General features: G+C 68.9%; 19 protein-coding genes and 1 pseudogene. 7 read left to right on the plus strand and 13 right to left on the minus strand.

The window, feature by feature from the left end; all coding sequences use genetic code 11:
• Positions 1 to 220: 220 nt before the first annotated feature.
• A complete protein-coding gene (trxA, locus tag F622_RS0110275) occupies positions 221 to 1096 on the minus strand; it encodes a thioredoxin (RefSeq protein ID WP_019571881.1) in 876 nt (291 codons plus the stop codon).
• Between the two features lie 131 nt (positions 1097 to 1227).
• Between trxA and parE the strand changes: the two genes are divergently transcribed.
• Positions 1228 to 3114, plus strand: coding sequence for a DNA topoisomerase IV subunit B (gene parE / locus F622_RS0110280; RefSeq protein WP_019571882.1), 1887 nt, complete (start codon positions 1228 to 1230; stop codon positions 3112 to 3114).
• A 10-nt stretch (positions 3115 to 3124) separates the two neighbouring features.
• Here parE and F622_RS13470 read toward each other — a convergent pair.
• The 9 genes and pseudogenes from F622_RS13470 to F622_RS0110325 form a co-directional block, all read right to left on the minus strand.
• Positions 3125 to 3383, minus strand: a pseudogene (locus F622_RS13470) (type II toxin-antitoxin system RelE/ParE family toxin).
• A complete protein-coding gene (locus F622_RS0110290) occupies positions 3370 to 3603 on the minus strand; it encodes a hypothetical protein (RefSeq protein WP_018650496.1) in 234 nt (77 codons plus the stop codon). Before F622_RS0110290 ends, F622_RS13470 begins: the two are co-directional and overlap by 14 nt.
• Positions 3604 to 3684: 81 nt before the next feature.
• Positions 3685 to 6765, minus strand: a complete 3081-nt coding sequence (locus tag F622_RS0110295; protein ID WP_018650495.1) for an efflux RND transporter permease subunit — start codon at positions 6763 to 6765, stop codon at positions 3685 to 3687.
• A gap of 12 nt (positions 6766 to 6777) precedes the next feature.
• Positions 6778 to 8352, minus strand: coding sequence for an efflux RND transporter periplasmic adaptor subunit (locus tag F622_RS0110300; protein WP_026313089.1), 1575 nt, complete (start codon positions 8350 to 8352; stop codon positions 6778 to 6780).
• A gap of 8 nt (positions 8353 to 8360) precedes the next feature.
• A complete protein-coding gene (locus F622_RS0110305) occupies positions 8361 to 9620 on the minus strand; it encodes a TolC family protein (protein WP_038096341.1) in 1260 nt (419 codons plus the stop codon).
• 77 nt (positions 9621 to 9697) lie between these two features.
• Positions 9698 to 10066, minus strand: a complete 369-nt coding sequence (locus F622_RS0110310; RefSeq protein ID WP_018650492.1) for a hypothetical protein — start codon at positions 10064 to 10066, stop codon at positions 9698 to 9700.
• 85 nt (positions 10067 to 10151) lie between these two features.
• A complete protein-coding gene (locus tag F622_RS0110315; protein ID WP_019571883.1) occupies positions 10152 to 11258 on the minus strand; it encodes an alkene reductase in 1107 nt (368 codons plus the stop codon).
• Between the two features lie 92 nt (positions 11259 to 11350).
• Positions 11351 to 12493 carry a glycerate kinase gene (locus tag F622_RS0110320; RefSeq protein ID WP_081620989.1) on the minus strand — a complete coding sequence of 381 codons (1143 nt, stop codon included), beginning with the start codon at positions 12491 to 12493 and terminating at the stop codon, positions 11351 to 11353.
• A gap of 4 nt (positions 12494 to 12497) precedes the next feature.
• On the minus strand, positions 12498 to 13859 hold the full coding sequence (locus F622_RS0110325) for a GntP family permease (protein ID WP_019571885.1): 1362 nt from the start codon (positions 13857 to 13859) through the stop codon (positions 12498 to 12500).
• Positions 13860 to 13983: 124 nt separating this feature from the next.
• Here F622_RS0110325 and F622_RS0110330 point away from each other — a divergent pair, with 124 nt between their 5' ends.
• From F622_RS0110330 to putA, 3 genes are all read left to right on the plus strand, one after another.
• On the plus strand, positions 13984 to 14553 hold the full coding sequence (locus F622_RS0110330; protein WP_018176559.1) for a Spy/CpxP family protein refolding chaperone: 570 nt from the start codon (positions 13984 to 13986) through the stop codon (positions 14551 to 14553).
• A 73-nt stretch (positions 14554 to 14626) separates the two neighbouring features.
• Positions 14627 to 15280 (plus strand): cupin domain-containing protein, encoded by a 654-nt coding sequence (locus F622_RS0110335; RefSeq protein ID WP_018176558.1) that lies wholly within the window; start codon positions 14627 to 14629, stop codon positions 15278 to 15280.
• A gap of 92 nt (positions 15281 to 15372) precedes the next feature.
• Positions 15373 to 19050 (plus strand): bifunctional proline dehydrogenase/L-glutamate gamma-semialdehyde dehydrogenase PutA, encoded by a 3678-nt coding sequence (gene putA / locus F622_RS0110340; RefSeq protein WP_019571886.1) that lies wholly within the window; start codon positions 15373 to 15375, stop codon positions 19048 to 19050.
• 43 nt (positions 19051 to 19093) lie between these two features.
• Here putA and F622_RS0110345 read toward each other — a convergent pair whose 3' ends face one another.
• A complete protein-coding gene (locus F622_RS0110345; protein WP_019571887.1) occupies positions 19094 to 19420 on the minus strand; it encodes a DUF3634 family protein in 327 nt (108 codons plus the stop codon).
• 220 nt (positions 19421 to 19640) lie between these two features.
• Here F622_RS0110345 and F622_RS0110350 point away from each other — a divergent pair, with 220 nt between their 5' ends.
• The 3 genes from F622_RS0110350 (at position 19641) to F622_RS0110360 (ending at position 21870) form a co-directional block, all read left to right on the plus strand.
• The gene (locus F622_RS0110350; RefSeq protein WP_018938814.1) at positions 19641 to 20000 is read left to right on the plus strand and encodes an MbcA/ParS/Xre antitoxin family protein; all 360 of its coding nucleotides are present in this window, start codon (positions 19641 to 19643) and stop codon (positions 19998 to 20000) included.
• 12 nt (positions 20001 to 20012) lie between these two features.
• Complete coding sequence (locus F622_RS0110355) at positions 20013 to 20759, plus strand: RES family NAD+ phosphorylase (RefSeq protein WP_019571888.1); 747 nt, start codon at positions 20013 to 20015, stop codon at positions 20757 to 20759.
• A gap of 199 nt (positions 20760 to 20958) precedes the next feature.
• Positions 20959 to 21870, plus strand: coding sequence for a D-hexose-6-phosphate mutarotase (locus F622_RS0110360; protein ID WP_018168041.1), 912 nt, complete (start codon positions 20959 to 20961; stop codon positions 21868 to 21870).
• Positions 21871 to 22099: 229 nt separating this feature from the next.
• Here F622_RS0110360 and F622_RS0110365 read toward each other — a convergent pair whose 3' ends face one another.
• Positions 22100 to 22939: a hypothetical protein gene (locus F622_RS0110365; protein ID WP_019571889.1), complete on the minus strand. Its 840-nt coding sequence runs from the start codon at positions 22937 to 22939 to the stop codon at positions 22100 to 22102.
• Positions 22939 to 25050, minus strand: coding sequence for a molybdopterin-dependent oxidoreductase (locus F622_RS0110370; RefSeq protein WP_019571890.1), 2112 nt, complete (start codon positions 25048 to 25050; stop codon positions 22939 to 22941). The genes F622_RS0110365 and F622_RS0110370 overlap by 1 nt, the downstream gene beginning before the upstream one ends.
• Positions 25051 to 25317: the final 267 nt, after the last annotated feature.

Genomic DNA, 25317 nt, shown 5'->3' on the forward strand with positions numbered 1-25317 from the left:
AAGCCCCCTGTGGGAGCGAGCTTGCTCGCGAAGCCTCCGCCCGCGCCTGCGGTTACCTCCGCAGGGAGGAAGCTCGGGCCGATGGGCTTGGCCACGGCCCGATCACCGAAGGGGCTCGGCTCCGGGGGTGCCGACGTGTAGGAGGCCAGCCTCTGGCCGATGGGGCGTGGTCGAGGCCGTAGCCGGTTGGAGGGATGCTGCGCCGGCAACCGGGCCGTGTTCAGTAGAGCAGCGACGCCATCTGCCGTCGATACTGCCCGACCAGCGGGTGGTCATCCCCCAGCACCTTGAACGCGGCCAGCAGGCCCTGCTGGCCGGCCCCATCGTTATAGGCGCGGTGCTGCTTGATGAGTTGCAGGTATAGCCCCAGCGCCTCCTCGGCGCGTCCGGAGAGCATCGCGTAGGCGGCCATCTGCTCCAGCGCCTCGGGGCGCGGGTCGCCTGTCTGCAGTTCTTTCGCCAGCGCCTGCGGGTCGACGCCGGCCGCCGTCTTGGCAAACACCAGGCGGGCGCGCAGGGTCTTGGCCTCTTCCTTCTCGCTTTGATCCAGCGGCAGTTTGGCGAGTTCGGTCTCGGCCGCCTCGGGATCGCCGGACTGGGCCAGGGCGCGCGCCAGCTCGATGCGCAGGTCGCCGTTGTCGGGGTCCTCCTCCAGTGCGGCCTTGAGGGTCGCCAGGGCGCCGTCCACGTCGCCGGTCTTGGCCTGCTCGCGCGCCTGTTCGATCAGCTTGTCGGAGGGCTTCTCCAGGTACTGGTCGATCATCGCGCGGATGTTCGGCTCCGGCTGCACGCCCATGAACTGATCCGCCGGCTTGCCGTGGCGAAAGATCATGACGGTCGGCAGGCTGCGCACACCGTATTGCTGTGCCAGGGCCTGCTGCTCGTCGCTGTTGACCTTGGCCAGGCGGAACTTGCCGGCGTACTGCGTGGCGAGCTGCTGAAGTAGCGGCATCAACTGCTGGCACGGTCCGCACCAGGCGGCCCAGAAATCCACGACCACCGGGCGCTGGTGGGACTCGTCCAGCACCGCTTGCTGGAAGTTTTCCTGCGTGACGTCGAGGATATCGTCGCCGGTTGCGCTTGCGGCTTCTGCCATGGGAACCCTCCTGAAACACTTGAATACGAAATCTGCACAGCATTGTTGGGATCATGGGGGCGATTGCAAGCAGCCCTGATTTGCTACCCTTCGCGCATCCGCGAGTGCGCAATCGACACAGGAACCATCACGTGAGCTATTCCGCATCCGATATCGAGGTCCTCGAGGGGCTGGACCCGGTGCGCAAGCGCCCGGGCATGTACACCGACACGACCCGCCCGAACCACCTGGCGCAGGAGGTGATCGACAACTCGGTGGACGAGGCGATCAGCGGCCACGCCAAGCGCATCGATGTGATCCTGCACAAGGACGACTCGGTCTCGGTCAGCGACGACGGCCGCGGCATGCCGGTAGACCTGCATCCGCGCGAAAAGCGCCCGGGGGTCGAGGTGATCCTGTCCACCCTGCACGCGGGCGGGAAGTTCTCGGACAAGAACTACCAGTTCTCCGGCGGCCTGCACGGGGTTGGCGTGTCGGTGGTGAACGCGCTGTCGAAGCGGCTGGAGATCCAGATCAAGCGTGACGGGCGCGAGTACCGCATGGCCTTCGCCGGCGGTTACAAGACGCAGGACCTGGAGGCGGTCGGCGACGTCGGCAAGCGCAATACCGGCACCACGCTGCATTTCTGGCCGGACCCGCAGTACTTCGATTCGCCGCGGTTCTCGGTGCCCCGACTCAAGCACATCCTGCGCGCCAAGGCCGTGCTGTGCCCGGGCCTGACCGTAACCTTCCGTGACGAGACGACTGGCGAGGCCTGCGAATGGTGCTACGCCGCCGGACTGCGTGACTACCTGGTGGAGGCCCTGGACGGCCTGGAGCGCCTGCCGGAGGAGCCGTTCATGGGTTCGATCGCCGGCGCGACCGAGGCCGCCGACTGGGCCGTGACCTGGCTGCCGGAGGGCGGCGAGGTGGTCAGCGAGAGCTACGTGAACCTCATCCCGACTACCCAGGGCGGTACCCATGTGAACGGCCTACGTACCGGCCTGACCGAAGCGGTCCGCGAGTTCTGCGAGTTTCGCAGTCTCCTCCCGCGCGGTATCAAGCTGGCCCCGGAGGACGTCTGGGAGCGGGTGGCCAGCGTGCTGTCGTTCAAGATGCAGGATCCGCAGTTCGCCGGGCAGACCAAGGAGCGGCTGTCCTCGCGCCAGGCCGCGCCGTTTGTCTCCGGCGTGGTCAAGGACGCCTTCAGCCTGTGGCTGAACCAGCACCCGCAGCAGGGCGAGCGCATCGCGGAACTCTCGATCCAGAACGCACAGAAGCGCCAGCGCGCCGGCCGCAAGGTGGTGCGCAAGAAGATTACCCAGGGCCCGACCCTGCCGGGCAAGCTGGCCGACTGCGCCAGCCAGGACCTCGAGCGCACCGAGCTGTTCCTGGTCGAGGGCGACTCGGCTGGCGGCTCCGCCAAGCAGGCGCGCGATCGCGATTTCCAGGCGATCATGCCGCTGCGCGGCAAGATCCTGAATTCCTGGGAGGTGGACCCGGACCAGGTGCTCGGCTCGCAGGAGATCCACGACATCTCCGTGGCCCTGGGCGTGGACCCGGGCCAGGCCAGCCTGGACGGGCTGCGCTACGGCAAGGTCTGCATCCTGGCCGATGCCGACTCCGACGGCGCGCATATCGCCACGCTCTTGTGCGCATTGTTCCTGAAGCACTTCCGGCCGCTGGTGGAGCGGGGGCACGTGTATATCGCCATGCCGCCGCTTTATCGTGTAGACGTCGGCAAGCAGACCTTCTACGCCCTGGACGACGACGAGAAGGCTGGCGTGCTGGAGCGCATCGAGGCAGAAAAACTGAAGGGCAAGATCTCCGTGACCCGTTTCAAGGGGCTGGGCGAGATGAACCCGCTACAGCTGCGCGAGACCACCATGAACCCGGACACCCGGCGCCTGGTGCAGCTCACCCTCGACGCCGCCGACGACACCATGCAGCTGATGGACATGCTGCTCGGCAAGAAACGCGCCTCCGAACGCCGCTCCTGGCTGGAGGGCAAGGGCCACCTGGCCGACGTCGCCGTCTGATATCCGCACTTCAGCGATAGACTTCACGGCCGTGGCCTATTTTCACCACTGTGATGATCAGCTGGTCGTCCTTGATCTCGTAGAGGATGCGGTAGACGCCCTGCCGCACACGGTATCGCTCCTTGGGCGGACAGCTTCTCGCTGCCCGGTGGGCGGGGGGCATCCGCCAGTGACGCGATGCGTTCCAGGATGCGGCGTACCTCCTTGTCGTCAATCCGTCGCAGATCCTTGGCGACGGATTGACGGACGACAACCTCAAAGCTTGCCATGCGCCTTCAGGTCGTCGAGGAGTGCCTCGTAGGTCATGGTTGGCTCTGCGACGCGATCTTCGAACGCCTGCAAATCCTCCTGATCCTCGATCAGTGTCTGGCGCACGGCACGATTGACCAGATCGGAGACCGAACATTGCGTGGAGGCGGCCTTCAGGCGCAGTGCCCGGTGCAAGTCGGGTTCGAAATAGACGGAGGAACGTTTGTTTGGCTCGTTCATCGGGGCCTCCGTGATGCTTGCTACCATGGCCATCATAATGCTGTGACGTCATGACGTCACAGCGATTGGTCCGAAACGGCGTCAGGCCCGCGCCGACGGGCGCGAGCGCAGCCAGTGGTACAGGGCAGGCAGCACCAGCATGTTGAGGGCGGTGGAGCTGAGCAGGCCGCCGAGGATTACGATGGCCATCGGGGCCTGGATCTCGGTGCCGGTCTCGCCCAGGCCCAGGGCCAGCGGGATCAGCGCCAGCGCGGCGGTCAGCGCGGTCATCAGGATCGGGGTCAGCCGCTCCAGCGCCCCGCGTTCCACGGCCTCGTCCAGCGGCACGCCTTCGGCCGCCAGGCTCTGATAGCGGCTGATCAGCAGCAGCCCGTTGCGCACGGCGATGCCGAACAGGGTGATGAAGCCGACCAGGGCCGCGATGGTCATCACGCCGCCCATCGCGAACACCGCGATCACCCCGCCGATCAGGGCCAGCGGGATGTTGACCATCACCAGCAGCACCAGGGTCAGCGAGCGCAGGGCCAGCTGCAGCACCAGCAGCATGGCGACCAGGACGCCGGCGGATACGATGGCGATGGTCCGGGTGGCCTGTGCCTCGGCCTCGAACTGGCCGCCCAGCTCCACGCGATACCCCTCGGGCAGCGCCACCCGCTCGTCGATGGCGGTGCGAACCTCGCGGGCGGCGCCATGCAGGTCGCGGCCCGCCACGTTCGCACTGACCACCAGGCGGCGTTCGGCATTCTCCCGGTTGATCTGGTTGGGGCCGCGTTCGATCCGGGGTTCGGCGACCTCACCCAGACGGATGTGGTGTCCGGTCGGCGTGCGGATCGGGATGTCCGCCAGGCCGTCGATCACCCGCTGTTCCGCCGGCAGGCGCACGACCAGGTCGAAGCGTCGTTCGCCCTCGAAGATCTGCGCGACGCGCGCGCCACGCCAGGCGGTCTCGACGGTCTCGGCGGCGTCCGCCACGGTCAGGCCGTAGCGGGCGAGGGCGGTGCGGTCGGCATGCAGCCGGACCTGGGGAACCGCCGCGACGGGCTCGACCGCCAGGTCGACGATGCCGTCGATCCCGTCCAGGGTCGCCTCGACCTGCTTCGCCAGGCGTTGCAACTCGCCCAGCCCGGGGCCGAAGACCTTCACCGACAGGTTTGCGCGCACGCCGGTGAGCATATGGTCGATGCGGTGCGAGATCGGCTGGCCGATGTTGAACTGCCCGGGGAAGGCGGCCAGTCCCGCGCGCAGCTCTTCGAGGAACGCCTCCTTCCCCTGCGACAGAGGGCCCAGACGGACATCCAGTTCGCTGAGGTGGGGTGGTTGGGTATGCTCGGCCCCCTCGGCACGTCCGGTGCGGCGGGCGGCGGACAGGATCGCATCCTGCTCCAACAGCCAGCGCTCGACCTGGCCGGCCATCTCCGCCGAGGTTTCCAGGCTGGTTCCGGGCGGCGTGGCCATCTCGATGGTCAGGCTGCCCTCGTTGAAGTCGGGCAGGAACGATCGCCCCAGCAGCAGCGTGGCCGCCAGCGTGGCCACGGCGAGGATGGTGGAGAGCGCGAGGATGCTGCGCCGGAAACGGAGCGTGGCGCGCAGCAGCGGGCGGTAGCCGCGTTGCAGCAGGGCGGCCACCGGCGGTTCGCGCCCGGCATTGCGGCGCGCGATCGCGGGCAGCAGCCAGCGGGCGAGCACCGGCGTCACGGTCAGGGCCACCATCAGCGATGCGGCGATCGCGATCAGGTAGGCCACCCCCAGCGGCTGCAACAGGCGACCCTCTACCCCGCTCAGGAAGAACAGCGGGGCGAACACCAGCATGATGATGACGGTGGAGAAGACCACCGGATAGCGCATCTCCGAGCAGGCCTGGCGCACGGTCTCGTCCAGGCTGGCGGGATCGCGGTCGCCGCCATTCTCGCGCAGGCGGCGATAGATGTTCTCCACGAAGATGATGGCGTCGTCGACCAGCGCGCCGATGGCGATGGTCATGCCCCCCAGGGTCATGGTGTTGATCGTGATGCCCAGTGCCTGCAGGGCCAGCAGGGCGATGGTCAGCGACAATGGAATGGCGAGGACCGAGATCAGCGTGATCCGTACGCTCAGCAGGAACACCAGCAGGATCAGCACCACGAAGATCGCGCCGTCGCGCAGGGCCTCGGCGACGTTGGACACGGCCGTCTGGATGAAATCGGCCTGACGGAACAGGTTGGGTTCGAGGGTGATGCCCTTTGGCAGCCCCGCTTCCAGCCGCGCAAGTGTTTCGTTGATCGACCGGGTCAGTTCGAGGGTGTCGGCATCCGGTTGCTTGGAGACGGCCACGACCACGCCGGGGTGCCCATTCACGCCGCCATCACCGACCGGGATGCCCGGACCCATCGCGACCTCCGCGACATGTCGCACCAGGATCGGCATGTCGTCGCGTACGGCGACCACGGCCTGCTCGATCTCATCCAGGCGTTCGGCGCGACCGAGAAAACGGATCAGGTAGTCCTGCCCGCCGTCGCTCAGCCGGTCGCCGCCCGCATTGCGGCTGGCCTGCTCCACAGCGTCGCGGACCTCCACGAGATTCAGGTTGAACGCCGCGAGGCGCTCGGGGGATACCTGCACCTGGTACTGGCGGACCTGGCCGCCCAGGGTGGTCACCTGGGCCACACCGGGGATGGCCTCCAGCTGGCGCGCCACTACCCAGTCCGCGACCTCGCGGGCGCGCATGCCGTCCTCGCGCGCCTCGTCGCGTACGCCCAGATAGGCGATCTCGCCCATGACCGAACTGATCGGCCCCAGCTGCGGGGCGGCGACCCCTGCGGGCAGTTGCGTTTGCACGCGGCCCAGGCGTTCGTTGACCACCTGCCGGGCCTGGTAGATCGCCTCGCCCCACTCGAACTCCACCCACACCAGCGAGAATCCGGCCACGGACTGCGATCGCACACGGCGCACCCCGGCCGCGCCGCTCACCGCGGACTCGATCAGGTAGCTGACCTGTTGTTCCACCTCCTCCGCGGCCAGGCCGGGAGCCTCGGTCATCACGGTCACGGTGGGCGCGGTCAGATCGGGGAACACGTCGATGGGGGCCTGGCTTGCCTGCCAGGCCCCCAGCAGCAGGATGCCCAGGGCCCCGGCCATCACCAGCAGACGGTTGGCGAGGGACCATCGAATCAGTCGATCCAGCATGTCGCCGTCCCCTTAGTGCGCGTGGCCGTGGCCAATCCCATCGGAATCCCGGCCCGCCAGCAGGACCGCATAGGCGCCCCGGGTCACCACGCGCTCATCCGCCTCGATGCCGGAGAGGATCTCCACTCGTCCGGCGGAGCGGGCCCCGGTATGGACCGGGCGTCGTTCGAACGATTCGCCCCCGGTTTGCACGATTACGATCGGCACACCGTCGTCGTCGATCAACGCCCCGACCGGGAGCGTGACGCGATGGCGGGGCGTCCCGGCCGCGAGCGAGATCGTCACCGGCATGCCGGGACGGTACCGGGCGTCTGCGGCTTCCAGGGCGAAGGCGACCGGAAGCGTTTGCCCCGGGCCATCGAAGGCCCCGCCTTCCCACACCGGTTCACCCCCGACGGCCCGCCACTCGCGACTGCCCGGTTGGCGCACGGCTGGATCGGCCAGCGACGTGACCCGCGCAAGATCCGCCGGATAGAGGTGCGCCACCAGCCACAGATGTTCGCCGTCCAGCAGGCTGGCCAGGCGTTGGCCGGCCTGTACGATCTCCCCGGGGCTGATATCCAGGGATTCCACCCGGCCGCCAGCCGGGGCGCGCAGGGCAAGCGTCCCGGAAACGGCGCTGCCGTCGAGCCGTTCCTGGCGATCGCGGGCGTCGTCCAGCTCGGCCCGCGCGGTGTTGCGCTCGCGACGGGCTTCCACTACCCGGCTGTCGGCGATCACGCCCTCCTCGGCAAGACCCGTCAGACGTTCCAGGTCGGCCTCGGCCGCGGTCAGGCGTTCCTGTGCCCGGGCGAGTTCCAGGGCCAGGCCGCTGGAGGTGCCGCTGTCCGGCAACACCGCCAGGCGCATCAGGCTGTCGCCAGCGTGCACCTCGCGCCCGGGCGCCGGCCAGTCCCCGTCCGCCGTAATGATCCCATCGGCTGGTGCGACCAGTCGGGTGCGTTGGCTGGGTACCTCGCGGATCGTCCCGGGGACCTCGATGCGTTCGGCGAACGGCTCGTAACGGGCTGGGGCCGTGGCAAACCGCATACGCCACTGCGTCTCCTTGAGGAAGGTAATGGTGTCGTCGGCATCGTGTGCGTGTCCCTCGTCGTCGTGCGCGTGCCCGTGGTCATCCTCGTCGTGGGCGTGCCCCTCGTCGCCGGGGTGCGCATGGTCATCCTGGTGGTCATGGCGGTGCCCGCCGGGGACCGTCACCTGCCCAAGGGTGCTTTCGCGGAGGCCGTCGGCATCTTCGTGCACGCCGGTCAGGTAATAGCGCCCGGCTTCCGGCAGTTGCAGGGTGACGGCGAAGATGCCCTCGCGGTCGAGATGGGCAGTGGCTTCGCTGAATACCTCCCCGTAGCGGTTATGCATCTGCAGGGTCAGTTCCCCGGTGGTGACTGGACGGAAGTCGTCCAGCCAGGTGGCGTGGACCAGGAAGGTCTCCGAGGCCCCGGGCTCCAGGGGCCCGGCCTCCACGAACCATTCCAGTCCCGCATCCCAGTGGGTGATCTCGAGGTCCTCGGCCAGGATGGGGCCGGTCGCCAAGCCCAGGACCAGCAGGGTGACGAGACGTGCGATCCGGTGGGTGATCGGGTGTGTCATCGGGTGTGTCATCGGGTGTCCTCCACGAGGCCGAGCCCCGCTGCGATGCGCAGTTCGCGCCACTCCGCCCAACTCTGGGCGAGCAGATCCTGTTCCTGCTCGATCGCGTTGAAATGGGTGTTGTAGGCCTCGAGCACTTCCAGCAAAGAGGCTTCGCCGCTCTCGTAGCCTCGGTAGGTCAGGTCGCGTACCCGCCGGGCGGGCGCCAGCGTCTGGTTGCGGTGGCGATCGAGTTCGTCCAGCAGGTGCGCCAGGTGCACGCGGCCGACCTCGACCTGTCGGGTCAGGTCGCGGCGCAGGGCCCGGACCTCGGTCTGGCGCGTGTAATGGTCCGCCACGGATTCGCGGACGCGTCCCTGGTTGCGGTCCCATAGCGGCAGCTCGAGCTGCAGCGCCACGCCGGTGGAGGTCTCCCGGCGGCCGTCGATCACGTCGCGCTCCTGAAACAGCCGGATGCCGATATCCGGGCGCCCTTCGGCACGTGCGCGGGCAATCTCCAATTGCGCGGCCTGTTGCTGTTCGGACGCGGCCCGCAGGGCGGGGTGCTGGTCCACTACCGTCTGTGGTTCGATCCTGGCGGGTGCCGGGGGCGGGTCGTCGAAGGCGGGGGCGGTGCCCAGCTCGGTGGGGCGCCGGTCGAGCCAGGCGGCCAGGGTGGCGCGGGCCTCGGTCCGCTCGCCCTCGGCGGCCTCCAGCTGGCGCACGGCCTCGGAGCGGAACAGGTCGATGCGCAGACGCTCGCGCTCGGACAGGTCGCCGCGTTCCTGTCGCAGTCGGGCAATGCGCTCCAGGCGCTGGGCCTCGTCCAGACGCTCGCGCGCCCGTTCAAGCGCCGTCTCCGCCTGTTGCCAGGCATGAAATGCCGCGCCGATGTAGCCTTCCAGCTCCAGGCGCTCGGCGTGGGCCTGCCCCTCGGTCGCGGCGAGTCGGGCGGCGGCGGCATCACGCCGATGTCCGATCTGCCCCCATAGCGGGAGCGGCTGGGTGACGGCAATCGCGCTCAGCGCGTAACCGCCGCGCTGGTCTTCCAGCCCCATGCGGTCCGATGCCTCGGCCTCCAGTGTCGGGTTGGGCCAGCGCCCCGCCTGATCCCGCGCGCCGCGCTGGGCGTCAATGCGGTGTTCGAAGGCCTCGGCCTCGGGGGCCACGGACAATCCGTGAGTGACCGCCCGGTCCAGGGTCCAGCGTCCCGTGTCCGCGAGCGCAGCGGGTATGCAAAGCAGTCCGATCAGTCCAGCGACCGACCAGGCAAAAACCGAATACGGCATGGGAAGCACTCCCCATTGATGACAATCCAGGCTGCGCCCCCGGGGAGGCGTCAGCGCGCTACGTTCGAATCAATGGGTCAGGCGGGCGGCCCGCGCAGGGGTGGTGCGAGCCAGGGAGGGGATGCGCGAAGGGGGTGGGTAAGGTCCGCGATGCGAGGAGGTGCGCGCGGGGTCGCCACGGACCGGTCGCCGGCCGTTGTTGGCAGCGCCGCGCCGGGCAGATCGATAACGGTTACCGGCTTGCCAGTGGCCTGCGGAGTCAGGTCGACCTCGGCCGACTCGTCGTGATGGTGGGCGTGCCCGGAATCGTGCGCCGCATGCGGCGATGCGTCGTGCGCGTCGCCCACGTGCAGGTGCAGCCCCGCCCCCTGCAGCAGGGGCACGGACAGCACCAGGCTCAGGACCAGCAGGGCGTGCAGCCACGTATGACGGTTGGCAGTGCGCATCGCGCCGCAATCTACGCCGGGACCCGGACGAGGGCAAGACGCCACGCGTGCATGGGTTGCGCAAACGGCGCGCTGGGGGCCAGTTTCAGCCGGACATCGCCGGGTAGTCGGTGTAGCCGTGTTCGTCGCCGCCGTAGAAGGTGGCTTCGTCCCACTCGTTGAGCGGGGCGCCCTGGCGGAAGCGCTCGGGCAGGTCCGGGTTGGCGATGAACGGGCGGCCGAAGGTGACCAGGTCACAGCGGCCGGCAGCGATGCGTTCGCGGGCCTCGTCGGCGCTGTAGGCGCCGTTGCCGATGTAGGTCCGGCTGAAGCGCGAGCGGATGGCGTCGATGATGGATTCCGGGCGGCCGGTTTCGTGGTTGCCCTGGAAGGAGTCCTCCACCACCTCGATGTAGGCGATGCCGGTGGCGTCCAGGGCCTCGGCGAAGGCGCTGTAGGTCGCCAGCGGATCATCATCGTGCATGCCGTTGAAACTGCCGGTCGGGCTCACGCGGATGCCCACGCGCTCCGGCCCCCAGATCTCGATCACCGCGCGCACCACCTCCAGCGGCAGACGGATGCGGTTCTCCACCGAGCCCCCGTAGGCGTCGGTGCGGTGGTTGCTGCCACTGCGGATGAACTGGTCCAGCAGGTAGCCGTTGGCGGCGTGGATCTGCACCCCGTCGAAACCCGCCGCCTTGGCATTCTGCGCGCCCTGGCGATACTGCTCCACGATGCCCGGCAGCTCGTCGAGTTCCAGCGCGCGCGGCTCCAGTACTTCAACCATGCCGGATTCGGCACTGATGAAGGTATAGGCGCCCTCCGGCTGGATCGCGGAAGGGGCGACTGGCTTCTGACCGTCGGGTTGTAGCTCCGGGCGCGAGATGCGGCCGACGTGCCACAGCTGCGCCTGGATGCGTCCCCCGGCGCCATGCACGGCCTCGGTGACCTTGCGCCATCCGTCCACCTGCTCCTGCGAGTGGATGCCCGGGGTGAACGCATACCCCTTGCCCTGCGGCGAGACCTGCGTCGCCTCGCTGATGATCAGGCCGGCACCGGCACGCTGCGCGTAGTACTCGGCGTTCAGATCAGTGGGCACGTCGCCTGGCTGCCCGGCGCGCGAGCGCGTCAGCGGGGACATCAGCACCCGGTTCGGCAGCTCCAGCGGGCCCAGGCGGTAGGGGCGAAAAAGTGCGTCATCCAGCTCGGTCATGGGGTCTTCCTTTGGGTTCGTATCGCTCCGTGCCGCGAATCGGACCCGGATCAACCGAACACGTTCCTTTCAGGCGGGAGCATTCCGCTGATTCACGGTCGGACACCCGGTTCGGCCGCCTCGATCAGGGCACGGGTGCGCTCGGCGATGTAGTGTGCGGGGCGGGCCAGGGCCTGGTCCAGGGTGATGCTGCCGTCGCACAGGGCGCGGGCGTCGCTCAGGCCGAAGTCGGCGATCTCGGCCTCGTCGCAGGCGATGGAGCCGGCGATCGCCACCACGGGGACCTGCAGTTCCCGGGCGCGGCGCACGACTTCTGCTACCACCTTGCCGTGCGAGGTCTGGCCGTCCAGCTGGCCCTCGCCGGTGATGACCAGGTCGGCCTCGCGGATCGCGGCATCCAGCCCGATCAGTTCGGCCAGGTAGCCCGCGCCCATGCGCGCGCTACCGCCGAGGACGCAGTCCAGTGCGAAGCCCAGTCCGCCGGCGGCGCCGGCGCCCGGGGTGTCGGTGGGACGATGGAGGTGCCCGGCGGCATCAATGCAACGGGCCAGGTGCTCCATGTGCCCATCCATCGCCGGGATGTCGGCCGCCTTCAGGCCTTTTTGCGGGCCGAATACCGCCGCCGCGCCATGCGGCCCGGTCAGCGGGTTGTCGACATCGTTCAGCACGGTGATGTCGATGCGGCCCAGGCGCGGGTCCAGTGCGTCGAAGTCGACCCGCGCGAGATCGGCCAGGCCCGCCGGGTGGGGCGCAAGCGCGTGTCCCTCGGCATCCAGGAAGCACACGCCCAGGGCGGCCAGCATGCCCGCGCCGCCATCCACCGTGCCGCTGCCGCCGAGGCCGATCATCAGGTGTTCGGCGCCGGCGTCCAGGGCCGCCCGCATTAGCTCGCCGACGCCGAAGCTATGGAGCTGCCAGGGGTCGTGCCGGTCGTCGGGGATCCGGTCCAGCCCGCAGGCGGAGGCGACATCGATCACGGCCCGCTGCTCGCGGTGATCGCAGCCCCAGCCAGCGCTCAGGTGGGCGCCGGTGGGGCCGGTCACATCCGACAGGTGCCAGGCCCAGCCAAGGGTGTGGCTGACCAGCCGCGCCGTCCCCTCGCCGCCATCCGCCATGGGCAGGGAGCGTACCCGGGCATCCGGTCGGGCGGCGTGCACCCCGCGGGCCATGGCGGCGGCCACGTCCTCGGCCTCCAGGCTGCCCTTGTAGCTGTCCGGGCAAACGACGACCCGCAGTCGTTCAGACAAAGATCAGGCCCAGGATGTAGATGGTGATCATCGCGCTGATGCCCTGTAGCAGCGTGGCGGTGGTGAACACCTTGTACGCGGTGGACACCTTCATGCGGCTGAACTGGGTGACCACCCAGAAGAAGCTGTCGTTGGCGTGCGAGACGGTCATCGCACCGGCACCCACCGCCATCACGGCCAGGACCATGCCCATGGTCGAATCCAGCCCCAGCGAGGCCAGCATCGGCGCGATCATGCTGGAGGCGGTGACCAGGGCCACGGTGGACGAGCCCTGGGCGGACTTCAGCGCCGCCGCGATCAGGAACGGCACCAGCAGGCCCAGGCCCAGACCGCTCAGCAGGTCACCCAGCTGGTCGCCGATCGGCGTCTCGCGCAGCACGTTGCCAAACGCGCCCCCGGCCCCGGTGATCAGGATGATCGGGGCCGCCAGCAGGATGGCGTCGACCGTCATCTGGTGGAAGCGGTCCTTGATGCCGGCGCCCTTGATCAGCAGTAGCGCGAAGATCACGCCGATGGCCAGCGCCACGACCGGGGTGCCGAGGAAGATCAGTGCGTTGGCGAATATCCCGGCCTCGGTGTCGCGGGTGGCCAGCAAGGCGACGGAGCCGATGGAGATCAGCACGATCGGCGCCAGGATCGGCATGAACGCGCCCAGGGTCGTCGGGCGGTGCTCCAGCTTGATCTCTTCCCTCTCGACCTCCTGCCCGGTGGCCTCGCTGATCGGGTCCGGTTCCAGCAGCTCTTCGTCATTGGCATGCGCGTAGCGGCTGGCCCACAGCCAGCCCACCGCGGCCGCGACAGCGGAGACGAACAGCCCCACCAGGATCACCAGGCCCAGGGCATCGGCGATGCCGATGTTGCTGGCGGCCGCAATCGGGCCGGGGGTGGGCGGCACGAAGTTGTGCGTGGCGAACAGCCCGGTCGCCAGCGCGACACTCATGGCCACCACCGAGATGCCGGCGGTCTTGGCCAGCGCGTTCTTCAGCGAGTTCAGGATGACGTAGCCGGAGTCGCAGAACACCGGGATGGATACGATGTAGCCGATGATCGAGACCGTCAGGGTGGGGAAGCGGTCGGACAGCGTGCGGATGATCGCCTCCGCCATCACCACGGCCGCTCCGGTGCGGTCGAGGATGACCCCGATGATCGTGCCCAGGGCGATCACGATGCCGATGTAGCCCAGGGTGCTGCCGAAACCGTCGTTGATGACACTGATCGCCTCGCGCGGCGCGATACCGCCGATGAGTGCCATCGCGAAGGCGGCGATCAGCAGGGCGAGGAACGGATGTACGCGCAGTTTCGCGGTGGCGAACACCAGCGCGGCGACGACCACAATCAATCCGATAATCAGCATGTCGCGTCCTTTTGCCTTTTTATGAGTATCGATCCGGAGTCTAGACGTCCGTGAGCGGTTCGGTGTCCCGTGATTGGTCTGGGCGCTACAATCCAGACGCCATTTCTTGCCAGGGGATTCCTGCATGCATCGTGTTATCGCTTTTTCGGGGTTGATGGGCGCGAGCCTTGCGCTGGTGATGTCCGCATCGGCCGCGGCCAATCCGTATTCCGGGTTGCAGGAGCGCGAGATCAAGGCACTCTCCGCGCAGGAGACCGAAGACCTCCTGGAAGGGCGCGGCATGGGGATGGCGCTGCCGGCCGAGCTGCACGGCTACCCGGGCCCGCTGCATGTGCTGGAGGTGGCCGAGGAACTGAACTTGACGGCCGAACAACACCGCGAGACCGAGCGGCTGTTCGAGACCATGCGGGAGCAGGCGCGCGAACTGGGCCGGCGCATCGTGGAGGGTGAAAGGGAACTGGACGCGCGCTTTGCGGAGGGCGGGATCTCCAGCGAGACCATCGAGACGCTCACGGTCGAGATCGGCGAGCTGCGCGGTCGCCTGCGCCACCTGCACCTGTCCTACCACCTGAAGATGGACGCATTGCTCAGCGACGAGCAGAAGGCGCGCTATCGGCAGGCCCGCGGTTATCACGGCGAGGCGGAAGATCGTCCGGGGCCTGAGCATCACGGCCACGAAGGTCACCACCACTGAACGCCCGTGCCCTTGCCGGAAAGGAACTAACCGGCCGGGGCTGTGTTCGATTGAAAAGACGGTCGGAGCGCGCATGACGGGAGCCCTGAACCTGGATCTGAACCGGCCGGTGGTCGTGGAGACGGCGGCGCAGCCCTGGAGCGGCAGCCGTGCCGACGGCGTGGTGCGCAAGCCGCTGGAACGCGAGCAGGCGGAAGCGGGCCGCGCCACCAGCATCGTGCAGTTCCAGCCCGGAGCCCGCTTCCCGCCGCACACGCATGCGCTGGGCGAGGAGATCCTGGTACTGGACGGCGTGTTCTCCGACGAAACCGGTGACTATCCCGCCGGCACCTACCTGCGCAATCCGCCGGGTTCCCGCCACACGCCGCACTCGGATCCCGGCTGCACGCTGTTCGTGAAGCTGGAGCAGTTCGCGCCCGAGGACCGCGAGAAGGTGGTGGTGGATACCCACTCGGCGCCCTTCCAGCCGGGCATCGGCGGCTTGCGCGTCCTGCATCTGCACAGCTTCGGTGCCGAACACACCGCACTGGTGCACTGGCCGGCGGGGGAGCATTTCCAGCCCCACCGGCACTGGGGCGGGGAGGAGATCCTGGTGCTGTCCGGCGAATTCATCGACGAGCACGGGCGCTATCCCGCCGGCACGTGGATCCGCAGCCCGCATTCGAGTCAGCACGACCCCTGGGTGGAGGAGGAGACGCTGATCTACGTGAAGACCGGTCACCTGTGATGCCCTGCGCCCGGGCCTGCGCTTTCACCGGGTAAGGTGACCGAAGGCGCCCGGGCCGGGTACAGGGACCCCCTTTACACGGGAGCAGGCCGATGCAGCAGCCCGAATCCCAGCAGGACACTGTCCTCGACCCGTATCGTGCCCGCATCCGGGCGGCATACGGGGCCGACGAGGCGGCCGTGTTGCGCGACCTGCGGGCCGCCATCCGGCTGGATGCCGAGGCCCGCGCCCGTATCGCGGCCGAGGGCGCGCGCATCGTCGAGCGGGTGCGCGCCGACACATCGCCGTCGATGCTGGAGAGCTTTCTCGCCGAGTACGGCCTGTCCACCGAGGAGGGTGTCGGTCTGATGTGTCTGGCGGAGGCCCTGCTGCGGGTGCCGGACGCCGAGACCATCGACGAGCTGATCCAGGACAAGATCGAGCCCTCCGACTGGGGCGCCCACCTCGGGCATTCCTCGTCGTCGCTGGTGAATACCTCCACCTGGGCCCTGATGCTGACCGGCAAGGTGCTGAGCGACGACCCGCAGCGCCCGGCCGCCGCATTGCGCGAGCTGATCCGGCGGGTCGGCGAGCCGCTGGTGCGTACTGCCGTGGCGCAGTCGATGAAGCTGCTGGGGCGCCAGTTCGTGCTCGGCGAGACGATTGCCCAGGGGATGCGCAACGCGCGCGAGATGGAGCGCGAGGGCTACACCTATTCCTACGACATGCTCGGCGAGGCGGCGCGTACCGATGCCGACGCCCGGCGCTATCACGAGGCCTATGCCACGGCTATCGCGGAGATCGCGAAGCAGGCGCAGGGCGACGTGCGTTCCAGTCCCGGCGTCTCGGTCAAGCTTTCCGCGCTGCATCCCCGTTACGAGTACACCCACCGCGCGACGGTGATGGCGGAACTCGTGCCGCGGGCGCGGGAACTGGCACGGCAGGCGGCGCGGGCCGGAATCGGTTTCAACATCGACGCCGAGGAGCAGGATCGCCTGGAGTTGTCGCTGGACGTGATCGAGGCCCTGCTGGCGGATCCGGAACTGGCCGGCTGGGACGGCTTCGGCGTGGTCGTGCAGGCCTACGGCCGCCGCGCGGCGCCGGTGATCGAGGCGCTTTACGCGCTGGCGGAGCACCTGGAGCGGCGGATCATGGTGCGCCTGGTCAAGGGCGCCTACTGGGATACCGAGATCAAGCTGGCGCAGGAACGGGGTGTGGAACACTTCCCGGTGTTCACGCGCAAGGTGAATACCGATGTCAGCTACATCGCCTGCGCGCAGATGCTGCTGGACCGGCGCGACCGCATCTACCCACAGTTCGCCACCCACAACGCGCATACCTGTGCGGTGGTGTTGGCCATGGCCGGAGACGATCGCGACGGCTTCGAGTTCCAGCGCCTGCACGGCATGGGCGAGTCGGTGCACGCCATCGTCAAGGCAACGGCCGGCACCCGCTGCCGCATCTACGCCCCGGTGGGCGCGCATCGTGACCTGCTGGCTTATCTCGTGCGTCGCCTGCTGGAAAACGGCGCCAACAGCTCTTTCGTCAACCAGGTGGTGGACAGCGCCATCGCGCCGGCGGAGATCGCCCGCGACCCGCTCGCCGAGCTGGATGCCCTCGGCGACACCATCGCCAACCCGGCCATCCGCGACCCGGCCGATCTCTACCAGCCGCAGCGGCAGAACTCGCGTGGCTACTGCGTTAACGAGCCCGCCTCCATCCTGCCGCTGCTCGAGGCGCGCGAGTCCTTCGCGCGGACGCGCTGGCAGGCGGCGCCGATGCTGGCCGCGGGGCATGCGCCACAGGGCGAACCCCGCGCCGCGGTTTCACCCGCTGATCCCGAGAACCTGGTGGGGGAGGTGCGCGAGACCACGGCGGCGGAGATCGAGCACGCCCTGCGCGCCGCATTGATGGGGTTTGTCGACTGGTCGGCGCACCCGGTCGCGGCACGGGCGGACCTGCTGCGCGCCATCGCGGAGCGTTACGAGGCGCACGCCCCCGAACTGATCGCGCTGGCCAACCGCGAGGCCGGCAAGACCGTATGGGACGGCATCGCCGAGGTGCGCGAGGCGGTCGACTTCCTGCGCTACTACGCCGGCGAGGCCGAACGGCTGGAACAGGAGGCGGAGCTGGAGCCGCGCGGGGTGTTCGTTTGCATCAGCCCGTGGAACTTCCCGCTGGCGATCTTCACCGGGCAGGTCGCCGCGGCCCTGGCGATGGGCAATACCGTGCTGGCCAAGCCGGCCGAGCAGACCCCGCTGATCGCCACCCGCGCGGTGGAGCTGATGCGCAAGGCCGGCCTGCCGGAGACCGCCCTGCAGCTGTTGCCGGGTGACGGCCCGTCCGTCGGCGGGCCGCTCACCGCCGATCCGCGCATCAGTGGGGTCTGCTTCACCGGCTCCACCGAGGTGGCGCAGCGGATCCATCGCAGCCTGGCGGACAACGCCGGGCCGGACGCCGTCCTGATCGCCGAGACCGGCGGGTTGAACGCGATGATCGTCGACAGCTCCGCGCTGACCGAACAGGCGGTGCGCGACATCCTTGCCTCCGCCTTCCAGTCCGCCGGGCAGCGCTGCTCCGCGCTGCGCATGCTCTACGTACAGGACGAGGCCCATGACCGGTTGCTGGAGATGCTGCAGGGCGCGATGGACGCGCTGACCATCGGCGATCCCTGGCAACTGGCGACCGACGTCTCGCCGGTGATCGATGCCGAGGCACAGGCGGATATCCGCGACTACCTGAAGGCGCAGGAGGAGCAGGGACGGCTGGTGAAGTCGCTGCCGGTGCCGGAGACCGGACGCTTTGTCGCCCCCACTATCGTCCGGCTCCCGGGGATCGAGGCCCTGGAGCGCGAGGTATTCGGCCCCGTGCTGCACGTCGCGCGCTTTCGCGCGCGGGACCTGGACGCCGTGGTGGATGCCATCAATGCCCGCGGCTACGGCCTGACCTTCGGCCTGCATACCCGCATTGACGATCGCGTGCAGCAGGTGGTCGAGCGTCTGCGCGTGGGCAACCAGTACGTGAACCGCAACCAGATCGGTGCCATCGTCGGCTCTCAGCCGTTCGGCGGCGAGGGGCTCTCCGGCACCGGCCCGAAGGCCGGCGGGCCGCTGTACCTGACCCGTTTCGGGCGCCGGCCCGGCACACCTGCGGAGGCACCCGCCGCGCCGGAGCCGGGGGGCGAAGGCGTCGCGCGCACGGTCCTGCAGCGGGCCCTGGACGCGCTGGATGCCGGTGACTGGGCCGCGCGCACCGACCGGATGGAGGTGCTGCGCAAGGCGCTGCCGGAGCGCGCGGGGCTGTTGCGCCAGACCCTGGCGGAGACCGCGGCGCTCGACACGAGTCCGCAGACGCTGCCGGGGCCGACCGGCGAGAGTAATCGCCTGCGTCTCTATCCCCGCGGTCCGGTGCTGTGCCTGGGGCCGGGTGCAGAGGTTTCACTGGCGCAGGCGGTGCAGGCGCTGGGGGCGGGGTGTCCGGTGGTCATGGTGGCCCCGGGTGCCGAACGCGCTGCGCGGGCGCTGCGAAAGGCCGACGTCCCGCTGCAGGGGATCGACGGCGTCGTCGAGCCGGAAACGCTGGCTGTACTCAACGGTTTGGTAGCGGTCGCCGCGGTCGGTAGCAGCGAGTGGACCCGCCAGTTGCGCAAGGCGCTGGCACTGCGCGACGGGCCCATCATTGCACTGGAGACCGCCCTGATCGCGCCGGAGCGCTATGTGGTGGAGCGCCACCTGTGCATCGACACCACCGCCGCTGGCGGCAACGCCAGTCTGCTAGCAGCCGCTGACTGATGCCGGCCACGTTTTGCGGTGGCGTCGGTCCGGCCCGGTCGCGTTACCGGCGCTTCTTGCGGCGCTTCTGGCCCACCTTTACACGCTGGAGTGCGGCCTGCAGTTCACCGTGCGCCTCCTTCGGGATGGAGGACGAGCTGCGCAGGCGCAGACCCTTGCCGGTGCGAACGGCCGTCAGGCGGCCGTTCTCGATGCCGTAGCGGCGGACGATATCCCGCGCCGCATGTTCGAAGTGCATCGGCGGGTCGCCGCGCCGCACCCGTAGCGTTCCGTCCGCGATCTCCAGGCTGAAGATGATGCTCGCCTGCCAGATCAGCAAGGCGCCCGCCACCAGCAGCAACACAATCATCAACAGCAGCGTGATCAGCATGGCGTCCTCTCCGGTGGTGCCCCGACCTGCATGAGTCTGGGTCAGGGCGTAATGAATCCGTCGCGCCGATCGTAGCACTCGAACACGCGGTTGCGTCTCGCGCGGCCGGACCGATGGGCGCGTGCGGTGCCGGATGGCCAAAGGTCGCGCAGGGTTTGAATGTGCAGCATGCACATGGAGTGCTATTATGTGCTTAATGCTGTTTGTCTGGAGGTGAGCCATGAGCACTGCAGAGCTTCTGGCCCCGGAACGTTCCGAGGTCCTGCGCGAGGCGCTGGTCAATGCCGGCAAGGCGCTGGGCCTGACCCAGGCGGAGCTGGGCGAGGTGGTCGGGCGCGGGCGCACGGATATCAGTCGGGGCAACATCGACCCGGCCAGCAAGCCGGGTGAGTTGGCGCTGTTGCTGATTCGCTGCTATCGCGCGCTCTATGTCCTCACCGGCGGGGATGTCGGTGCGATGAAACACTGGATGCAGACGCACAACCACCACACCGGAGGGGTGCCCGCCGAGCAGATCCGCACGGTTCAGGGTTTGGTGGGCGTTCTGGAATATCTCGACGCGATCCGCGGCAAGCTATGAGGGCAACCTGACATGCCGGACTGGGATGCCCTGGTCGAAGCGGCGCCGCGTGTCACGCTGAGGGGGGAGGTCCTGCGCCTGGTCGAGAGCCAGGAGCAGGTCGCCACCAACCAGATCGTCAGCTCGCTCGACCGCCAGGCCGTTCTGGAAGAGATGCTGGAGGCCACCAAGCCGCCCCGGCGTCCGGGTACGGAACGGCTGCACTACCTGCTGGCGACGCCGTTTCGCTATCCGCCGCTACGTCACGGATCGCGCTTCGGTCGTCGCCACGAGCCCAGCCTGTTCTACGGCGCCCTGCGCGAGCGCACGGTCCTCGCCGAGGCGGCCTACTACCGGTTTGTGTTCTGGCATGGCATGGCGACCCCGCCACCGCGAAAGCTCGATACCCAGCACACGTTGTTCGCCGCACGCTACCAGAGCCCCAATGGCTTGCAGCTCCATCAGCCCCCGTTCGCTGAACACGCGGACCTGTTGCGTCATCCCGCCGACTATCAGGCCACCCAGGCCCTGGGCGCCGCGCTGCGCGAGGCCGGCATCGACCTGTTCGAATACCCGTCCGTCCGCGATCACGAGGCCGGCCTGAACCTCGGGCTCTTCAATGCGCGCCCGTTTACCCGCAACAAACCCACGCGCCAGGATCCCTGGCTGTGCCAGCTCACCGCCGACCACGTCCGTTTCCTCAAGCCCCGCGACGGCGCCCTGCACGACTTTCCCCTGACCCAGTTCCACTACCAGGGCCGGCTGCCGCTACCCGCCTGACAGCCGTACCCACACCCGTCATTGCGAGGCCTCGCAGAGGCCGTGGCAATCGGTCGGAGCGTGCTGGCCGCCGGTCGGTGGCAATGCCGGGGCAGAAGGCCCGACCTGATCCGGCGCCCTTGATCCCGGCGCCCGTGCAGGCACTCGGTGCGCCACGGGGTCTGCTACGCTTCGGCCCTTGTCGGACAGGAGAGATCAGATGACGGTTGCAGCGCTCACGGAACAGTTTCCGCATCCCGAAGTGCGATTTCGTCAGCAGGATGCGCTGGTGATGGTCGATATCGAGAACGCGCACGGCAGCGCGACCCTGACGACCTTCGGCGCGACGCTGCTGAGCTATCGCCCGAAGGGTGGTGCCGACGTGCTGTGGGTGAGCGATACCGCGTTGTACGACGGCAAGAAACCGGTGCGCGGCGGGGTCCCCGTCTGCTGGCCATGGTTCGGCCCGTACGATCCGGCCGCGCTGGGGCCCGACCCGAGCGACGAATACAAGAAGGGCCACGGGATCGCCCGCTATGCGTTCTGGGATGTCGAGTCCGTGGAATCGGTCGGCGATGCCACGCACGTCGTGTTCGTGCTGACCCCGGACGACGACATCCGCAAGGCCTGGCCGCTGGAGTTCTCGCTGCGCCTGCACGTCACCCTGGGCGAGGCCCTGGAGATGACGCTGGAGGGCGAGAACCGCAGCGATCGCGAGTGGCGCGTGTCGGAGGCCTTCCACACCTACTTCGGCGTGGGCGAGGCCGAGGGCCTGGTGGTGCGCGGGCTGGATGGGACCACGCGGATCGACAAGCTGGCGGACGGTGAACGCGGGACGCAGTCCGGCGACGTCGCCATGACGACCCCGATGGAGCAGGTGTTCGTCGGCCAACCGGGCACACTCGTGATCGAGGACCGGGACAACGCGCGCGAGATCGTCATCGAACGCGAGAACAGCGCCAGCAGCGTGCTCTGGAACCCCGGCCCGGAAGGTGTCCAGTCGTTCGCGGACATGCCCGACGACCAGTACCGCAAGACGGTCTGCGTCGAAGTCGCCAACGCCCTCGACGACGCCTACCCGCTTGCCGCGGGCGCAACCCACGCCATGACCATGCGGCTCTCCGTGCGCTGAGCGAGCCGTCGGGCAACGCCCCGGCGTGGCCGCCAGCCTCGCCGGCCCGGAGCGCAGAGCCGGGATCTTCGGGCTGGAGAGGCGGCGGAGATCCCGGCTCACCGCGTTGCGGTGTCCGGGATGACGCAGGTGGGGGCGCGGAATGGGGACGGTCCCAACCCTTTGCCCTGTCTCGACCTGTCACGCCTGATCCTGGTATTGCGCCAGCCCCGGAAGCGGTGCGCCTTGGCTACAGCGTGTGCCCGGTGAGTCGTCGGTAGATGGCGAAGCCGGCCTCGCGGTCACGGCAGCGCAGGATGGCGGCGCGGCCCGGGGTGGAGGGATCGGGCTGCAGGTTCACGCCGGCCGCCTCGGCGGCCCGGAAGTCGTCATCGCGCAGGTCGGCCTCGCCGAACACCGAGATCACGAAGCCGCCGGGGATGGGCGGTGGCGGGGTGAACGCCTCGCCGTCGGCCAGCGCGACCCAGGCTGAAATGAACTCCGGGCCGTAGAAGTCGAAGAAGCCGTTGGAGCCGCGCAGGTGGGCCTCGATCGGCCGGCCGCCGATCAGTTCGATGTTGCAGAGGCCGCTGTAGCCGGCCAGGTTGCGGCGTACCCAGTCGGTGATCCGGGGCTCGATCTCGGGCGCGGCGGCGCCGATCTCCCAGTAGATCGGGCGGGCGGCGTCCTTCGCCTCCGAACCGCGGGTGTGGGCAAACCAGCGGGCCGCGCCGTTCTCCACCAGGCAGTCGGTGCTGGTGTGGGTACCTTGCAGGCGCTGGCACCAGAAGCTGCCGGGCTCTGCCGGCACGTCGCCGGCCGGCATGGTGCGTGCGTTCAGCCCCATGCCGGCCAGGTTGGTGATCGGCTTGACGAACACCTCGGCGTCCGCCGCGATGCCGAGGTCCGTGGGTGCCACGCCGCAGGGCGCGGCGGTCAGTCCGGCATCCAGGGCCAGATGCAGTTTGTCATAGACAGGCCGGTGGTCCGGATTGAGCCGCCAGGCGGCGGCGTCGGACACGGCCACCTCCCGGCACGGCTCGGGCCGGAAGATATGCTCGCGTTCGGGGAGGACACCGACAAACGGCACTACCCGGCCTCCGCTTGGCGTTTTGCGTGGCCCGCCGCCAGGCGCTCCACTTCGCACAGTAGCGACTTGAACGCGGGAAACCCGCTGATCGGGTCCAGCGAGCGGTCGTCGGTGAGCTCGTTCACGTTGGCGTGGTTCCAGCCGTGCTGGCAGTGCGCCACGCCGGGCTTGATGCGGTCCGTGACCTTGGCCACGAACGCCACGCGCCCACGTGGCGAGCGCACCTCTACCGTGTCGCCGTTGACGATCCCGCGCGCGGCGGCATCCATCGGGTGCAACTCCACCAGCGGCTCCGGCATCGCCCGGCGCATGCGCTCCAGCTGCTGGTGCTGCGAGTGGGTGGCGTGCTTGTGGCGGGCGCCGCTGGTCAGCACCAGCGGATAGTCGCGGGCGAGCTCCGGCGTGGAAACCGGGCTCTCCGCCGGTTCACGGTAGACCGGCAGGCCGTCGTGCCCGGCCGCGCGCAGTTCCGCGGCGTCGAACTCCACCTTGCCGCTGACCGTGCGAAACCCGTCGATCCGGTACTGGCGGTCGCCTTCCTCGAAGCCCTGCGCAAGCATGTCGTCCAGTGCCCTGGCGAACACGGTGACGCCGTCCGGGTCGTTATAGACCTGTTCGCGGATGGTCTCCGGTATGCCCTCGGCGGCCTCGGCCCAGCTGGCCTCCAGGTCGCCGTTCCAGAACTGCTCTGCCATCCCCAGGCGCACGCCCAGCTCCAGGAACACCTCGCCATCCGGGCGCGCCTCGCCGCGCGGGGCAACGGCGGCGTGGCGGTAGCGCAGCTCGCCGCGGAAGTTGCAGCCGGGGTAGGCGATCAGCGCCGCCCGCTCCAGGCTGGTGGCGGCCGGCAGCACGATGTCGGCCATGCGCGTGGCCGGGTTGTGGAAGAAGTCGGAGGCGGCGAAGAAATCCAGCGCGCCCAGTGCCTGCTCCATGCGCCTGGAGTTCGGCCACATCGCGGTGTTGATGCCCATCGCCAGCAGGGCGCGGACCGGCTGTGGCTGCCCCTCGAGGATGGCATCCGGCAGCAGCATGCTCTGTGCCGCCGGCCAGTGGGCCGTCCACACCGGAAAGGTCTCGTCGCCGATGCGCGGCGGGAGGTTCTGCTTGCAGTGGTCGAACAGGTCGATGGGCCTGGGTGTGACCTTGTCGTTGAAGAAGCGGTTGCCGCCCTCGCGGTCGATGTTGCCGGTCACCGCGGCCAGCAGGATCACCGCGCGGTGGTTCTGGAAGCCGTTGGAATGCTGCACGGTGGCGGTGGGCGAAAGCATGATCTGCGCCGGCGCGTTGGCGGCATAGAGCTCGGCGGCGCGGCGCAGATCGGCCGCGTCGATGCCGCAGATCTGTGCGACACGCTCCGGCGGGAATTCGCCCACGTAGTCGCGGAAGGCCTGCACGCCGCTGCCCCATTCGTCGAGGAAGGCCTGGTCCTGCCAGCCGTTTTCGAAGATCAGGTAATGCATGCCCAGCGCCAGCGCGCCATCGGTACCCGGGCGGATCTGCAGGTGCACCTCGGCCTGCTCCGCCAGCGGGGTCACCCGCGGGTCGACCACCACGGTCGCGCAGCCCGGGCGGGCCTCAGCCAGGGGGTGCTGGTGGAACGGCGGGATGGAACCGCGCGGGTTGGTGGACCACACCAGCAGGCAGCGGGTGGCATCCGAGGCGACGGTGGAGGAGGTCTTGATCTTGGTGCCGAAGGTCACCTCCTCCGCCACCTTGGTGGAGGAGAAGCAGCAGCCACTCTCGGTCAGGTAGTTGGGCGAGCCGAAGGCATGTGCCAGGCGCTGGAGCTGCGGCCGGGCCTCCTTGGTATAGCCGGCGAAGAAGGCCGCCGCCGGGGCCCCGTGTTCCTCGCGGGTGGCGCGCAGGCGCTCGGCGATGGTGTCCAGTGCCTCGTCCCAGGAGATGCGCTCGAACTGGCCGCTGCCGCGCGGGCCCGTTCGCCGCAGCGGGTACAGCAAGCGCTCCGGATGGTTGCGCCGGTCGAGCTGGACGTAGCAGCGCGGGCAGTCGGGGCCGTCAATGGCGACCGGCTCGCCGACGGCGTCCAGGGTGACGTCGATGGCACAGTTGGCATCGCACTCGTAACAGGTACTTTTCACGGTCGCCATCGGACGGTCTACCTTGTTCAGCGGTCGTTCCTGATTGCTGCGCGGGCATTATGCCGGGAGCCTTCGGTCCGCCACGAACAACGCCTGGAACCGCGGGGCCACCTCTTTTTCACTCGTGGCCTGGGCGCCGATTAGCTTCGTTGGGGGTAAGGCAACACCTGGCACGGTCACTCGTGACAAAACACATCCCGTCATCCAGGCCAGAGCGCAGCGCAGAGCCGGGATCTCCGGGTTGAAGAGCCCGGGCGGGGAGGTCCCGGCTCACCG

It is taken from the genome of Thioalkalivibrio sp. ALMg3, assembly GCF_000381225.1.
In the GTDB taxonomy this organism is placed as follows: domain Bacteria; phylum Pseudomonadota; class Gammaproteobacteria; order Ectothiorhodospirales; family Ectothiorhodospiraceae; genus Thioalkalivibrio; species Thioalkalivibrio versutus.

Excerpts from the sequence above, each read along its gene's own strand:
- F622_RS0110310 (WP_018650492.1), bottom strand. The coding sequence starts at position 10,066 with ATGCGCACTGCCAACCGTCATACGTGGCTGCACGCCCTGCTGGTCCTG.
- F622_RS0110330 (WP_018176559.1), top strand. The coding sequence starts at position 13,984 with ATGCATCGTGTTATCGCTTTTTCGGGGTTGATGGGCGCGAGCCTTGCG.
- F622_RS0110360 (WP_018168041.1), top strand. The coding sequence starts at position 20,959 with ATGACGGTTGCAGCGCTCACGGAACAGTTTCCGCATCCCGAAGTGCGA.
- F622_RS0110295 (WP_018650495.1), bottom strand. The coding sequence starts at position 6,765 with ATGCTGGATCGACTGATTCGATGGTCCCTCGCCAACCGTCTGCTGGTG.
- F622_RS0110370 (WP_019571890.1), bottom strand. The coding sequence starts at position 25,050 with ATGGCGACCGTGAAAAGTACCTGTTACGAGTGCGATGCCAACTGTGCC.
- F622_RS0110290 (WP_018650496.1), bottom strand. The coding sequence starts at position 3,603 with ATGAACGAGCCAAACAAACGTTCCTCCGTCTATTTCGAACCCGACTTG.
- trxA (WP_019571881.1), bottom strand. The coding sequence starts at position 1,096 with ATGGCAGAAGCCGCAAGCGCAACCGGCGACGATATCCTCGACGTCACG.
- F622_RS0110335 (WP_018176558.1), top strand. The coding sequence starts at position 14,627 with ATGACGGGAGCCCTGAACCTGGATCTGAACCGGCCGGTGGTCGTGGAG.
- putA (WP_019571886.1), top strand. The coding sequence starts at position 15,373 with ATGCAGCAGCCCGAATCCCAGCAGGACACTGTCCTCGACCCGTATCGT.
- F622_RS0110355 (WP_019571888.1), top strand. The coding sequence starts at position 20,013 with ATGCCGGACTGGGATGCCCTGGTCGAAGCGGCGCCGCGTGTCACGCTG.
- F622_RS0110305 (WP_038096341.1), bottom strand. The coding sequence starts at position 9,620 with ATGCCGTATTCGGTTTTTGCCTGGTCGGTCGCTGGACTGATCGGACTG.
- F622_RS0110345 (WP_019571887.1), bottom strand. The coding sequence starts at position 19,420 with ATGCTGATCACGCTGCTGTTGATGATTGTGTTGCTGCTGGTGGCGGGC.
- F622_RS0110350 (WP_018938814.1), top strand. The coding sequence starts at position 19,641 with ATGAGCACTGCAGAGCTTCTGGCCCCGGAACGTTCCGAGGTCCTGCGC.
- F622_RS0110315 (WP_019571883.1), bottom strand. The coding sequence starts at position 11,258 with ATGACCGAGCTGGATGACGCACTTTTTCGCCCCTACCGCCTGGGCCCG.
- F622_RS0110325 (WP_019571885.1), bottom strand. The coding sequence starts at position 13,859 with ATGCTGATTATCGGATTGATTGTGGTCGTCGCCGCGCTGGTGTTCGCC.
- F622_RS0110300 (WP_026313089.1), bottom strand. The coding sequence starts at position 8,352 with ATGACACACCCGATCACCCACCGGATCGCACGTCTCGTCACCCTGCTG.